The sequence below is a fragment of the Pantoea sp. Ap-967 genome (assembly GCF_011752565.1).
Lineage (GTDB): Bacteria > Pseudomonadota > Gammaproteobacteria > Pseudomonadales > Pseudomonadaceae > Aquipseudomonas.
Genome location: NZ_VWXK01000007.1, coordinates 163,955 through 177,837 on the forward strand (window position 1 = coordinate 163,955; position 13,883 = coordinate 177,837).

Below are 13,883 nucleotides of genomic sequence, written 5' to 3' on the forward strand. Positions count from 1 at the left end.
AGCGAGCGCAGCTCGCGATGGGCTGCAAAGCAGCCCCAGCACTATGAGCCGCGAGGCTGAAACCTTGGGGCCGCTGCGCGCCCCATCGCGAGCTGCGCTCGCTCCTACCGGGGCGGCGCTGGCCTGGAGATGGGCGCTTGATCGGCAGCCCAGGGTTGTGGTGTAGGTCAAGCGCCGGTGTTCGCGTATCGCATTTTTGGGCACCCACGCATTGCGGCGCGGCTGCTGGCACGGTTCCCTGCGCGACAGCGCAGCCCGCGAGGGCTGGGTTATCTCCTACAAGGCCTTGAAGCGCTGGATCAAGCCTTGTTGCCGCATGGCCAATCCATTGAGTTGCTGGCTGATGGCCGATGATTGCTCGGCCTGGCCCGACAGCGTGGTAACGACCGTGCGCACTGCCTCGACATTGCGGTTGATCTCTTCGGCAACGCTGCTCTGCTCTTCGGCTGCGCAGGCGATCTGCACGTTCATGTCGGTGATGATGCCCACGGCCTGGCGAATCTCTTCCAGCACCACCAGGGCTTGGCGGGTCTGTTCGACATTGTGGTGGGCCTGGCTGTTGCTGTGCTGCATGGCGGCGGTGACATCACGGGTGCCTTCGCGCAGGTTGTCGATCACCACCGCAATTTCTTCCACCGATGCCTGGGTGCGCTGGGCCAGCCCGCGCACTTCGTCGGCCACCACCGCGAAGCCGCGCCCGGCATCACCTGCGCGCGCGGCCTCGATGGCCGCGTTGAGCGCCAACAGGTTGGTTTGCCGGGCGATGGCGAGGATCACGTCAAGCACCGAGCCAATCTGCTCGCTGCTGGCCGCCAGTGCCTGCAGGCGCTGCATGGCATCGCCCATGCCAGCGGCCAGTTCGCCAATGCCTTGGGTGGAGCGTTCGATCACCTGCACGCCGTTGCCGGTGGCGCGTTCGGCATGGCGAGCGGCATCAGCGGCCTGGGCCGCACTGTGGGCGGCGGCTTGGGCGGTGGCAGACATTTCGTGCAGGGCGGTTGCCATCTGCTCGATTTCCTCCACCTGCTGCCGCATGCCCTGGCTGGTGCGGCTGGCGATGCGCTGGGACTGGTCGGCGGAGCCGTGCGTTTCGTGCACCGCCTGCTGCACCTGGGCAATCACCGGCTGCAGGCGGTCGAGAAAGCGGTCGAAGGCAGCGCTCAGGCGGCCCAGTTCATCGCGGCGCGGGTAAGCCAGGCGCCGGGTAAGGTCGCCTTCTCCATCGGCGATGTCGTCGAGCAGGGCGGCTACGTGCAGGATCGGCCGGGTGACGCTGCGCGCGGCCCAGGCCATCATCACGATACCGACCACCGCCAACAGCAGGCCCAGGGCAACTTCGCTGGCCAGGCTGCGCACCTGTTGCGCCTGCATCTGCTGCATTGCCAGCACCGGCGCTTCCAGCACCCGGCGGGGTACGCTGACCTGAACGTGCCAGGGCTGGGCATCGGCGATCGGCTGGATGGGCACCTGCACGGCCAGTTGCGCGGCATCGGCAACCGCCTGATCGTGCGCGGCCTTGCCCAGCCGTTGCGGGTTGGCGCTGTCGGCTGCCACAACGCCGGTGGGGCTGATGACCGACAGCGCGCCCTGGCCCTGGTAGAGCGCGGCGCTTGCCGCGCTGGCCGTGTCCTGCAGCGCATCCAGGCTGATGTCCAGCCCCAGCACGCCGAGCACCCGGCCTTCGACGATCAGTGGCACGGTAACGCTGGTGACCAGGTGTGGCGTGCCACTGGAGTCGTCCAGATACGGCTCCAGCACACAGGGCCGGGCACTTTGCCGTGAACAGGTGAAGAAGGCATTGAAGGGCGCACCGGTCGGCCCAGGCGTACCGTTGGCCAGTAGCGCCTCGGTGCCTGGCACTGCCTGGAACTGGCCGGGTTGCGGTTGGAGCCAGTAGAGGGTGAAGCGGCCGCTGTCGTTGCTGCCCAGGGCAGGCTGGTCGACGAAGGCGGCGTCGTGCCCGTCCAGGGCATTACGGTCGAAGGCGACGAACAGGCCGAGCAGGTCGTGGCGCTCGCCAATCGCCTCGCGCAGTACCTGGGCCAGGGTCTGGCGCAGTTGCCGGGAGGCCGCAAGGTCGGAACCGGCCTGGGTGCGCAGGTGCAGTACTTGCCGGGCCATGCCTTGGGCGAACTCGTAGGCCTGCCCGAAGCGTTGCTGCAGGTGCAGTGCTTGGGCCTGGCCTTCAGCGTGCAGGTTGTCTTGGGCGGCTGCACGCAGCAGGGCGCTGGAGGTGTCGACGATGGTTTGCGCGTCATCGCGCCGTTGTTCCAGTGAAAGCCCTGCCAACAGGCCGACGACCGTGACCAGGCAGGCGCTGGCCAGCAGGATGATCTTGTTCTGAATGCTCAAAGGCGAGGTTCCTTTCTTGTTTTATGCAGTGCCGGGCGTTGTCGCAGGCTACCGGGGCCGGGCGACAAACCCCATCACTGCAGGTGCCTTTGGCAAGCCGGCACAAGGGTACGGCAGGCTCGGACAAATTCACCGCCGAGCAAAGTGGCGCGGTATGTGCTTGCCCATCGTGCAACCGGGTTTTTGTTACCCAAAATCACGTGAATACTGCACTATTGTGGCGCGTGTTTTCGATAGAGGTGATTCATGAGCGGTCATGCAATGTCTGTCTGGAATGAGAGTGTCCACGCCATTTGCGGGCGCTTCGAAACCCGCTATGACCACTGCCAGAGCCTTTTCATCGGGGATTTTCGGCCCGCATTGTTAGGCAGTACGCGGGTGGCGCACATCCGCAGCAATGCCAATGCGATCGCTCGCTCAGGGCGTGAGGCGGGGCGGGACAACGACCCACATTGTTTCCTTGTGTTACAACACCACGGGGAAATGTCCATCGAACTGGGCGACCAGGTGATGGACCTGCGCGAGGGCGACATGGCACTGCTCGACTCGGCGCAGGCCATGAAGATGGTCCCGCGCGGGCTGTTCTCGCACGTGTCCATCCACCTGCCGCGCGAGCGCCTGAAAAACTGTGACCAGAGCCGTTTCGGCAAGCTTTCCACCGCCGGTGCGTGCGGGCAGTTGCTTGCCAGTATGGTGCGCCAGGTGGCCGAGGGCGAGCTTGAGCAGTGGGCCTGCGCCGAAGACGGCGATGGCCTGCAGGCCGCGCTGCTGGGGCTGCTAGGCTCGGTGCTGGAGTACCGGGCACGCGACAGCTCACCCGGGCTGTACCTGCACGAGGTGCAATCGCTGATTCTGCAGCGCCTGGACTCAGCGCGCCTGACCCCGGCCGCATTGGCGCAGGAGCTGGGTATTTCCAGCCGCCAGCTGTACCGCCTGTTCGAGGCCAGCGGCGACAGCGTGTGCCGTTACATCCTGCGCGAGCGCCTGCTCAAGGCCGCCCAGGATTTGCGCAACCCAGCCTATGGCCATCGCTCGATCACCGACATCGGCACCCGCTGGGGGTTTGCCGACTCTGCGCATTTCTCCAAAACCTTCAAGAAACAACTGGGGGTAACACCGCGCAGCTATCGCAGCCAGGGGCAGTAGGCGAGGGCTGACCGCCTTGCCGGCGTTGCATGCCTGGCGCTGGCAGGCACGAGCCAAAATGTGGCAGGGGTGAACCTGAACGGTCAGGGGCGTTGTTGCAGACTCAAGGCCTGGGGCAACAACGCCCACTACCGTAACGGTCACAGGAGATTTGACATGTCTGTCGCACACGTCGTCCAGCAATTGCAGGCAAGCTGCCAAGCCCACGATATCGAGGGTGTGCTGAAGAAATGTACCGCGGATTTCTGCGGCTTGGGCGAGTTCGAGGGCTGATGGCATGAGCGACATTCCCCTGCTTGCCAGCGTGCAGCGTTTTCTCGACAGCAACCCCGGCAGTTTCGTCGACGGCCACCCGGTCAGCGAGGCCGGCGCCGAGCGCTTCGACGTGTTCAACCCCTCAACCGCTGCAGTATTGACCCAGGTATCCCACGCCAGCGAGGCACTGGTGGAGCGGGCAATCGATGCGGCGCGCAACTGTTTCCAAGGCGACTGGGGCAGCACCACGCCTTACCTGCGCGGCGTGGCACTGAACCGCCTGGCCGACCTGATCGAGGCCCATGGTGAGGAACTGGCGCAACTGGAGTCGCTGAGCTCGGGCAAGTCGATTCACCTGACCCGGCAGCTGGAAGTGCCCCAGAGCGTGGTGTTCCTGCGCTATTTCGCAGGCTGGGCGACCAAGATCCACGGGCAGACCATGACCCCGTCGCTGCCCTCGTTCCAGGGCGAGCAGTATGCGGCGTTCACCCGGCGTGAAGCGGTGGGGGTGGTCGCGGGTATCACCCCGTGGAATTTCTCGCTGATGATCGGTATCTGGAAGATCGCCTCGGCCTTGACCTGCGGCTGTACCATCGTGCTCAAGCCCAGCGAGTTCACGCCCTTGTCGCTGCTGCGCATTGCCGAGCTGGCGGTGCAGGCCGGCATTCCGGCAGGCGCCCTGAATATCGTCAATGGCAGCGGGCGCATTGGCCAGCAACTGATTGGCCACGACGGCATCGCCAAAGTCTCGTTCACCGGTTCCGTGCCCACTGGAGTGGCGGTGGGCAAGGCTGCGCTCTGCGCCAACCTGACCCGGGTCACCCTGGAGCTGGGTGGCAAGAACCCGGCGGCATTCCTGGCCGACGTGGATGTCGATGCGGCGGTCGAGGGCATTCTGCAAACTGCCTATGTCCACCAGGGGCAGGTGTGCGCGGCCCCTGAGCGGTTGTACATCCACCGCAGCAAAGTCGACGCGATCTGCGCCAGGCTGGCCGAGCGCCTGGGCGCGCTGAAGGTGGGTGGTGCGCTGGACGAGGCGGCCCAGTTCGGGCCGTTGGCCAACAAGGCGCACCATGACAAGATCCTTGGCTTCTTCGCCCAGGCCAATGCGCGCGGCCAGGTGATCTGCGGTGGCCAGCCGCTGCCGGGGCCGGGCTACTTCGTGCAGCCGACCTTGCTCAAGGCGTTGGACGAGCACGACCCGTTCCTGCAGGAAGAAACCTTCGGCCCAATCGTCACCGTGCTGCCATTCGACGACGAGGATGAACTGGTGCGGCTGATGAACGATTCGCCGTTCGGCCTTGGCGCCAGTGTGTGGACCAACGACCTGGCCAAGGCCATGCGCCTGATTCCGCGTATCGAGGCGGGCACGGTGTGGGTCAACATGCACACCTTCCTCGACCCGGCGGTGCCATTTGGTGGGGTCAAGGGCTCGGGCATCGGGCGGGAGTTCGGCAGTGCGTTCATTGACGACTATACCGAGCTCAAGTCGGTGATGATGCGCTTCTAAGCCTCTGGTGAGGCACCTGCACGCAGATGGCAGCCCCTCCAGAGATAGGGTAGGAGCGAGCGATAGCTCGCGATGGGGCGCGTAGCGGCCCCGGGTTTTCGGCTTTGCGGCACAGGATGCCGGGGCTGCCTTGCAGCCCATCGCGAGCTGCGCTCGCTCCTACGAGGGCGGGGGGAGCGGCGCAAAATATGGCGTTCAGTATTGGTAGCGTAAGGTGACTGCGAAGTTACGCGGGTCACCGAAGTACAGGCCACCAAAGTTGTTGGAGGTGGGCAGGGACTGGTAGTAGACCTTGTCCAGCACGTTGTTGAGGTTGTACTGCACGCTGAACTGCTGGTTGATCTGATAATGGGCATGCAGGTTGAGCAAGGCGTAGCCGCCTTGCTTGATCGTGTACCCGCTGACATCGGCTGCGGTGCGGCTCTGGGCATACACATCGCCGCCCACGCGCCATTGGTCCAGGGCACCGGGCAAACGGTAGTCCGTCGACACCTTGAGCAGGCGGCGGGGGATCTTGCGGTAGTAGTCCGAGCCCTTGCTGCTGCCGGCCACATACTCGGGATCGCTGTAGGTGTACCCGGCGCTGACGTTCCAGTTCTCCAGGGGTTCGCCGGAAATCTCCAGTTCGAAGCCGCGGTTGCGCACTTTTGCGCCGGCTTCATAGCACTTGCTGGTGCCCGTCACGCCGCAGGTGGGCGACACCGACAGTGCCTCGGGCATGTTTTCCAGGTCGGTCTGGAAAATGGCCAGCGACGTGTTCAGGCGGCCATCGAAGTATTCACCCTTGATCCCGGTCTCGTAGTTTTCGCCTTCGATCGGGTCAAGCAAGGTGTTGCCGACACCGTAGTAACTTTGCGTCTTGTAGATCTCGGTATAGCTGGCATACCAAGTGTGGTGCTTGTCCAGGTCCAGTACCACCCCGGCATAGGGCACCAGCCGGCCATTTTCCCGGTATTGGTCATTGGTGTAGGGGCTGGCCACTTTGTAGTCCGACCAACTCACCCGCGTGCCGAGGATCAGGCTCAGGTCATCGGTGAGGCTCAAGCGCGTGGCACCATAGAGGCCGCGTTCCTTGCGCGTGTAGTTGTAGTCCGCGCCAATCGCGTTGAGGATCGGGGCGGGCAGGGCGCTGTAGTCGAAGCCGGTGATGGTGATCGTCGGGTTGTTGGTGGCGCTCTTGATTACCGCGTCGAACTCGTCCTGGCGGCTGTTGGCCCCCAGCATCAGTTGATGCTTGCGCTCGAACAGCTCGAAGGGCCCGGTGGCGTAGAGTTCCAGGGCGTATTGGGTGTCCTCGTAGTCGGCCTGGGAGACGGTCATGCGATAGTTGTCGCCCGATACCCGGCTTGGGTACGCGGACAGGAAGTCGGCGTTCGACCAGATCGCGTTCATGGCCAGGGTCAGCTTCCACTCGTTGTCAAAACGCTGGGTCACATCGCCGAACAGCGTGTAGTTGTTGCGGTCCAGGTGGGCCCATTTACCGTTGAGGTTGGTGGAGCGGGACAAGGGGTAGAAGGCGCCGTTGCTGCGAGTGTTCAAGCCACCCCAGTCGTAGCCGTTCTGATTGTCTTTCTGCACCGTGGCGCCGAGGGTCAGCACGGTGGAATCGGTGAGGTCCGCTTCCCCGACCAGGTACAGCAACTGGTTGTCCCGCTCGGCGCCGTCGCGGTAGCTGTTGGCATTGTTGTAGTAGGCCACGGCGCGGCCGCGCAGGTTGCCGGTGGCGGTCAATGGCCCGGAAATGTCGACCTGGCTGCGGTAGTTGTCCCAGGAGCCCGCACCGAGTTCCGCCCCTAGGCGAAAGTCCTGAGTCGGGCGCTTGCGCACCAGGTTGATCGCCGCTGACGGGTTGCCCGTGCCTTATCACCGTTACCGACTGCGGTATTTCGCGCAGGCTCAGGGCGAGCTTGGTCGCCGTATTGGTCGACCCCGTGGTGTACGACCCGGTGCCTTCGGTGGTTGCGCCTGCTGCGCTGCCGGAGCTGGTAACCGTCGTCAGTCGGTATTGCCACCAACCCCGAGCCCGCCAGTACCTGGGCAAAACCGGCTTCGGTGGTGAAGCTACCCCGCACACCGGGGCTGGTCAGCCCTTGCACTTGGCTGGACTGAAACGAAATCGGGGCGGCGCTGGCTTGGGCGTAGTGGCTCAGGACTTCTCCCAGGGGGCCTGCCGCGATGTCATAGCGCTGCACCCGTTGCTCGGCCAGGGCGCCGTGATCGATCCACAGCAGGCCAGGGTAGTGCCTCGACAGGCGGGTCAGCACCTCGCTCAGCGGCTGGTCCTCTGCCAGCAACTGGTGTTGGTGCCAGGCCTGCTCAAGGGTGCCTGCCTGCACCTGCTCAACCTCGCCTGGGCCTGTTGCGTCAAGGCGCACACGCTGGTTGGCGGTCAGGTTCAACGCGCGGCCTGCACTGCTGATGGCGGTGGTCGATTCGATCATGGTCACTTGCGTGGTGTCGCCCTGGCGTTCCACCGTAAAGCGCGTACCAAGGGCGCGGACACTGCCGTGGGCTGTGACCACCAGGAACGGGCGCGGGTCCTTGGCCACATCGACCAGCACTTCGCCACGCAGCAATTCGATTCTTCGCTCGCGTGCGTCGAAGCGCACGTTCACCGCCGAGCCCCCGTCCAGGTGGATCTGGCTGTTGTCATCCAGCCGGCGGTCAAGCCAGCTGCCCCCGGAGGTACTCAGGTCCGCCAGCCAATACCCCTGTTGCCAGCCCGTGGTGGTGAGCCACGCCGCTGGAACCAGTGCCAGCACCAAGGCCAGGGCCTGCACGCCGCTAAGCCTGGGCGCCCGTGGTGCGCGGCGCAGGGCCTTGCCTGCCGCTTGGCCGGGGAGTTGCTGCAATGCTCCCATGCGGCCCTGCAGGCGAGCCACCGCGGCGGCATGTTCAGGGGCTGCGTTCACCCAGGCCTGGAATTGCGCCTGTAATTGCGCGTCGGCCTGGTTGTCGAGCAGCACCAGCCATTGCGCGGCCTCGCGCAGGGCTGAATGGGCCGTGTGCTCAGCCACCGTTCACCGCCATTGCAGCGTCGCACGCCAGCATGGCTTCGACCAGGTCGGCCTGTACGGTCCTCACCGAGATGCCGTGGTGGCGGGCGATGTCATCCTGGGCCAAGCCGTCAAGGTGGCGCAGGATGAAGGTTTCTCGCACCCTGGGTTTCATGCGTGAAAGGGCCTGGTCGATACGTTCCAGCAGTTCGATGGCCTGCAGGATTTCTTCATGCCTGGCACGTCCCCCCGGCGGCGGGCAGCAAACTTCTCTCATTCCGTTACAAAATGCTGGGGCATTCCTAGTTTGGGCTTCTTGACTCTTGACTTGGCTGTAAATAGCATCGCCCACGAACTCTACCGACCGGTCGGTAGGTTTGCTTCCTTGTAGGAGCGGGCTTGCCCCGCGAAGCAGGCGACGCGGTGCATGGCACCGGCTGCGCCGGTGTTCGCGGGGCAAGCCCGCTCCTACAGGGTTATTAGTTAAATCATAGATTTACGATTTGTTTCTTAGAGGCGTTGTCATGAGTGAAGTCACCACCCGCGTGCCAGTTCGCATCGCGGTAGCGTTGGGATTGATCGGTGCCCTGGGGCCATCGGCCGTCGACATGTACCTGTCGAGCCTCCCAGAGATTGCACGTGAATTTGATACGAGCTTTGCCAGTGTGCAACTGACCCTGACGTTCTTCCTGTTGGCCATGGGCGCAGGGCAACTGGTGTTCGGGCCTGTGGTCGATGCTTACGGCCGGCGCCGGCCGCTGCTGGTCGGGCTGGCACTGTTCACCTTGTGCGCCTTCGGCGCCGCCTGGGCGCCGTCGCTGGACATGCTGATCGGGTTCAGGTTCGTGCAGGGCCTGGGCAGCGCACTGACCCTGGTGGTCATCATGAGCATGGTGCGCGATATCAGCACGGGCGTTGCCGCCGCCAAACTGTTTGCCATGTTGATGACCATCGAGGGCGTTGCCCCGATCCTGGCCCCGGCGGCGGGTGGCTTCATCGACACGCACTTCGGTTGGCGGGCGGTGATGCTGGTACTGGCTGCCCTGGGGATCATCGTTCTGCTCAACAGCTGGGTTGCACTTGCAGAGACGCTGGCGCCTGGTAAGCGCGTGGCATTGAGCGTTGGCGCGGCCTGCAGAACCTACCTGGCGATTGCCAGGGACCGGGCATTTCTGCTGCCAGCCCTGGCGGTGTCGGGGGTGTTCTTCTTCCTGTTTGCCTACATCGGCGGTGCGACGTTGGTTTACCAGGAAAGCTACGGTCTGACTGCCCAGCAATTCGGGCTGCTGTTCGGTGCTACGGGTATCACCATCATTCTGGGCGCCATGGTCGCGGGTAAAATGGTGAGCCGCCTTGGCCTTGGCAAGCTGTCGATGCTGGGCGTGCTCTGCATGGCCCTCGGTGCAACGGTTTCGCTGGTGTGCACGGCCACTGGGGTGGGCCTGGTGGGGGTTGTGGCCGGGATGGCTATCGCGCTGTTCGGCCTGGGTATCGCCGAGTCCACGCTGATGTCCCTGGTGATGTCATCGCAGGACACGGCGCTGGGTTCAACCGCAGCCTTGCTGGGGGCATTCCAGCTGTCTTTGTCCTCCACGGCCACACCGCTTGCCGGCCTGATCGTGCAACAGGGCCCGGTGGCGTGGGCGGCATTGCTGGCGGCCAGCGCGGTGGTGGTGTGCGTGCTTACCAAAGTCAGCGTACCGGCTTCGGATGCAGACACTTACAATCTTGCTGAACATTGAGTGGAGGAAGCATGGCTTTGAAAGATTTGAGCGCAGCGGCTGACCGGATCGCCCATCTGGCGCTCAACCATTTTGCCGAACATGGCTATGACGCGGCCTCCATGAATGACATCGCGGTGTTGGCGGGCCTGAAGAAAGCCTCGCTGTACGCCCATTTTCCCAGCAAGGATGCGCTGTACGTCACCGCGCTTGAGATGGCCCTGGAAGCGGAAATCACCTATGTGCGCACGCATTTTTCCAAGGCCCCGCAAGTGAACAGTGTGCCCGGTGAGGGGTACTGGTTCGAGCTGCGCGATCGCTACACGCAAAACGACTCGCTGCGCTTTTTATTGAGGGCGGCGTTCTACCCGCCCCATGCGCTGAGAACCACCGTGATGTCCGGCTTCGATGGCTACCTGGAGGTGCTGCGAGGCTGTTTCACCGAAGCGCGCGTGGTGGGGCAGCAGCGGCTTGCGCCTGAACTGGACGCCTGGCTGGTGGATGCCTACATGGCGGTCATCGACAGCTTGACGGTTGAGCTGATCTACGGGAACGACGAAGGCTACCGCCGTCGCCTTGACGCCTTTACCGGCTTGTATCGCTGGGCGATGAACGCGGCAACAGCGCAGTTGGTGTGATGGAAAGGGACCTCATGGAAAGTACAATTTTCCGCTCGTAACGTGCATTTCAGCGGCGGGGCCGCGCTCACATACTGGATGGGTCATCAAGTACACGGCTGGCTGATCGGCCCCTGGCAAACAGGGTGAGGCGATCAGGCGCCTGGAACGAATTCTCCAATAATAAAGAGACCATCCATGAAAAAGTCCAACCCGCTGCTTGAAGACCTGAAGGCTGTGCTGCCTGCCATTGCAGCCAATGCCACGCAGGCGGAAAAAGACCGTAGCGTGCCGGCCGAGAACATCGCCCTGCTCAAGGGCATTGGCATGCACCGCGCCTTCTTGCCGAAAAAATTCGGCGGCATGGAGATTTCATTGCCTGAGTTTGCCCAGTGCATCGCCGTGCTTGCCGGTTCCTGTGCCAGCACTGCCTGGGCCATGAGCCTGCTGTGCACCCACTCCCACCAGATGGCGATGTTCCCGGCCAAGCTTCAGGAGGAAGTGTGGGGCCGCGACCCCGACGCAACTGCCAGCAGCAGCATCGCGCCGTTTGGGCGCACGGAGGAAGTGCCGGGTGGGGTGACCTTCAGTGGTGAAATGGGCTGGAGCTCGGGGTGTGACCACGCCGAGTGGGCCATTCTGGGGTTCCGCCGCAAAAATGCCGAAGGCACCCAGGACTACTGCTTCGCCATCCTTCCGCGCAGTGACTACCAGATCCGTGACGACTGGTTCGCCATTGGCATGCGCGGCAGCGGCAGCAAGACGCTGATAGTTGAAAATGCCTTCGTTCCTGAGCACCGTATCCAGAAAGCCAAGGACATGATGGAAGGTAAGTCCGCAGGCTTCGGCCTCTACCCGGACAGCAAGATTTTCTATGCACCTTACCGCCCGTACTTCGCCAGTGGCTTCTCCACCATCAGCCTGGGCGTTGCCGAGCGCATGCTCGACGTGTTCCGCGAGAAGACCAAGAACCGTGTTCGCGCCTACACCGGCGCGGCGGTTGGCGCGGCGACCCCGGCACTGATGCGCCTGGCAGAATCCACGCACCAGGTGGCAGCGGCACGGGCGCTGCTTGAGAAAAGCTGGAACGAGATCGCCGAACACAGTGAGCGTCATGAGTACCCTAGCCGCGGCACACTGGCGTTCTGGCGCACCAACCAGGGCTACGCCACCAAGATGTGCATCCAGGCGGTAGACCGGTTGATGGAAGCGGCGGGCGGTGGTGCCTGGTTCGAAAGCAATGAACTGCAGCGCCTGTTCCGCGACGCCCACATGACCGGCGCCCATGCCTATTCCGATTACGACGTTTGCGCACAGATTCTTGGCCGTGAACTGATGGGCCTGGAGCCCGACCCTGCGATGGTCTGAATACCCTTCAACGCCCCAACTGCCGATAAAAACAATCAGAGCAAGCCCTGGGTGGCTTGCTTGGGAGTCTTGCATGTCTACTGAAAGCCAAGCACTTGAATTCGATGCGCGCGCATTCCGCCGCGCCCTGGGTAACTTCGCCACTGGGGTGACCGTTGTCACGGCCCGCGACGCAGACGGGCGCCAGGTGGGCGTGACGGCCAACAGCTTCAACTCGGTATCGCTGGATCCGCCCTTGATCCTGTGGAGCATCGACAAGCGCTCGACCAGCCATGAGGTATTTGAAGCCGCGTCGCATTTTGCGGTCAACGTGCTGGCAGCCGACCAGATCGACGTGTCCAACAATTTCGCCCGGCCCCGGGATGACCGCTTCGCAGGCATCGCCCATGAAGCAGGCGCTGGCGGGGCACCGGTGCTGGAAGATTGCGCTGCGCGGTTCCATTGTGAGAAGTACCAGCAACTCGATGGTGGCGATCACTGGATTTTGGTGGGCAAGGTGGTGGCGTTCGACGACCTTGGCCGCGCGCCGCTGCTCTATCACCAGGGCGCCTATTCGATGGTGCTGCCGCACACGCGCATGACCAAGCGCGAAGAAGGCCAGGCGCCCAGTAGCCACTTCCAGGGCCGGTTGAGCCACAACCTTTATTACCTGATGACCCAAGCGCTGCGTGCCTACCAGGCCAGTTACCAGCCGCGCCAACTGTCGACCGGCCTGCGCACCAGTGAGGCGCGCATGCTGATGGTGCTTGAGAACGACGCAGGCCTGGGCCTTGCCGACCTGCAGCGGGAAGTTGCGATGCCTGCCCGGGAGATCGAGGAAGCCGTGGCGAACTTGAAGCGCAAAGGCCTGGTGGAGGATTTTGGCGAATGTGTTCGGTTGACGGTCAAAGGTGTCGATGACACAGAAGCGCTGTGGACCATTGCCGCTGAGCAGCAAGAGAAAGTGTTTGGTCAGTTCAGCAAGGAACAGGTCGAGACGTTCAAAGAGGTATTGAAGGCCGTTATTCGCGGCTGATAAACGGGTTCAGCCGGGTAGTGCGCCAAGCAGACTACCCGGCCTAAACCTAGCGCCTGTACTCAATGGTGTAGGACTCATCGGTTCTCGGCTCTATGGTGACCGGCATACCGAAAAGCTTCCCGCCACACTCACTGACCACGCAGCGATGGACAGACCCCTGTCGAAGCTGAGCCCACAAGCCTTCGTCATGTATCACGATGCACATGACGCGCTTTTCCGGGTCGTCTCTGACCTGAGCCTCCTGATAGTCCAGGTCGCAGCCGAATTCAGCGCCGGTAAACTCGGTGTCATAGCCAATCAGTACGCCATGTCGCTTCAGGTCGTCCCTTATGCGCTCAATCACCTCATCCGCTTCTTGTTTTAGCATGATGTTCATCTCATGGTGTTTGTACTCAGCAGAATTTTAGCTGACCTTGAGGGTTTGCGTTATCTGCTGGCGAAACAGGCGTCATTGTTCGTAGGGGGCCGCCATTACTGTGGTTGCACGGTTGTTCAACCCCTCCACCGCGGTGAGCCGCGCAATTTCGATACCGTTGCGCACAATCACCACCTCCGTTCCGTAGATCACTTGTTCAAGAATGAACTCAAGGCTTGTCTGGGCCTCGGGGAGGTCGTATTTCACCTGGTGCACGATAGATTCCTTTTGGGAGATTCAAGGGTGGGATAACACCCGTAGGCATGGCGCCGAGGTAGGGCGGCAGGCTCTGCAATATGATGATGCGCGCGAGGAGAAATGTGCTTTCTAATGTTGCTGATATCTTGGCCACCAAGGCATAGATTTTTCAGTTTAGCGGTGCTTGGCGCAACGGTTATGCCTACGGGCTAGCGCTCGCGCCAGCTAACGGTGAATCCGCAAGCACCCTGCCGGCCGCGTTTTGTTAAATGGATCCAACCGTCGGT

General features: G+C 62.9%; 12 protein-coding genes. 6 read left to right on the forward strand and 6 right to left on the reverse strand.

Going from position 1 to position 13,883, the window contains the following annotated elements:
• Positions 1 to 276: 276 nt before the first annotated feature.
• Positions 277 to 2,352, reverse strand: coding sequence for a methyl-accepting chemotaxis protein (locus F3J45_RS10075; protein ID WP_167061098.1), 2,076 nt, complete (start codon positions 2,350 to 2,352; stop codon positions 277 to 279).
• A gap of 261 nt (positions 2,353 to 2,613) precedes the next feature.
• On the opposite strand from F3J45_RS10075, the gene feaR reads away from it, so the two are divergent.
• Together feaR and F3J45_RS10085 are read left to right on the forward strand one after the other, a co-directional pair.
• Positions 2,614 to 3,498 (forward strand): transcriptional regulator FeaR, encoded by an 885-nt coding sequence (gene feaR / locus F3J45_RS10080; RefSeq protein WP_205300236.1) that lies wholly within the window; start codon positions 2,614 to 2,616, stop codon positions 3,496 to 3,498.
• Between the two features lie 277 nt (positions 3,499 to 3,775).
• Positions 3,776 to 5,263, forward strand: a complete 1,488-nt coding sequence (locus tag F3J45_RS10085; protein WP_167061104.1) for an aldehyde dehydrogenase family protein — start codon at positions 3,776 to 3,778, stop codon at positions 5,261 to 5,263.
• A 195-nt stretch (positions 5,264 to 5,458) separates the two neighbouring features.
• Here F3J45_RS10085 and F3J45_RS29835 read toward each other — a convergent pair whose 3' ends face one another.
• The 3 genes from F3J45_RS29835 to F3J45_RS10095 are packed head-to-tail and all read right to left on the reverse strand — an operon-like array spanning position 5,459 to position 8,536.
• On the reverse strand, positions 5,459 to 7,090 hold the full coding sequence (locus tag F3J45_RS29835; RefSeq protein WP_205300462.1) for a TonB-dependent siderophore receptor: 1,632 nt from the start codon (positions 7,088 to 7,090) through the stop codon (positions 5,459 to 5,461).
• On the reverse strand, positions 7,057 to 8,280 hold the full coding sequence (locus F3J45_RS29840; protein ID WP_205300463.1) for a FecR domain-containing protein: 1,224 nt from the start codon (positions 8,278 to 8,280) through the stop codon (positions 7,057 to 7,059). Before F3J45_RS29840 ends, F3J45_RS29835 begins: the two co-directional genes overlap by 34 nt.
• Positions 8,273 to 8,536: an RNA polymerase sigma factor gene (locus F3J45_RS10095; protein ID WP_205300464.1), complete on the reverse strand. Its 264-nt coding sequence runs from the start codon at positions 8,534 to 8,536 to the stop codon at positions 8,273 to 8,275. Before F3J45_RS10095 ends, F3J45_RS29840 begins: the two co-directional genes overlap by 8 nt.
• A gap of 247 nt (positions 8,537 to 8,783) precedes the next feature.
• Between F3J45_RS10095 and F3J45_RS10100 the strand changes: the two genes are divergently transcribed.
• The 4 genes from F3J45_RS10100 (at position 8,784) to F3J45_RS10115 (ending at position 12,980) form a co-directional block, all read left to right on the forward strand.
• Positions 8,784 to 10,001 carry a multidrug effflux MFS transporter gene (locus F3J45_RS10100; protein ID WP_167061106.1) on the forward strand — a complete coding sequence of 406 codons (1,218 nt, stop codon included), beginning with the start codon at positions 8,784 to 8,786 and terminating at the stop codon, positions 9,999 to 10,001.
• Positions 10,002 to 10,012: 11 nt separating this feature from the next.
• A complete protein-coding gene (locus F3J45_RS10105; RefSeq protein ID WP_167061109.1) occupies positions 10,013 to 10,618 on the forward strand; it encodes a TetR/AcrR family transcriptional regulator in 606 nt (201 codons plus the stop codon).
• Positions 10,619 to 10,795: 177 nt separating this feature from the next.
• On the forward strand, positions 10,796 to 11,965 hold the full coding sequence (locus tag F3J45_RS10110; RefSeq protein WP_167061111.1) for a p-hydroxyphenylacetate 3-hydroxylase oxygenase component: 1,170 nt from the start codon (positions 10,796 to 10,798) through the stop codon (positions 11,963 to 11,965).
• A 73-nt stretch (positions 11,966 to 12,038) separates the two neighbouring features.
• A complete protein-coding gene (locus tag F3J45_RS10115) occupies positions 12,039 to 12,980 on the forward strand; it encodes a p-hydroxyphenylacetate 3-hydroxylase reductase component (protein ID WP_167061114.1) in 942 nt (313 codons plus the stop codon).
• A gap of 49 nt (positions 12,981 to 13,029) precedes the next feature.
• Here F3J45_RS10115 and F3J45_RS10120 read toward each other — a convergent pair whose 3' ends face one another.
• Positions 13,030 to 13,350 (reverse strand): hypothetical protein, encoded by a 321-nt coding sequence (locus tag F3J45_RS10120; protein ID WP_167061117.1) that lies wholly within the window; start codon positions 13,348 to 13,350, stop codon positions 13,030 to 13,032.
• Positions 13,351 to 13,431: 81 nt separating this feature from the next.
• Positions 13,432 to 13,614, reverse strand: coding sequence for a type II toxin-antitoxin system Phd/YefM family antitoxin (locus tag F3J45_RS10125; protein ID WP_167061119.1), 183 nt, complete (start codon positions 13,612 to 13,614; stop codon positions 13,432 to 13,434).
• Positions 13,615 to 13,883: the final 269 nt, after the last annotated feature.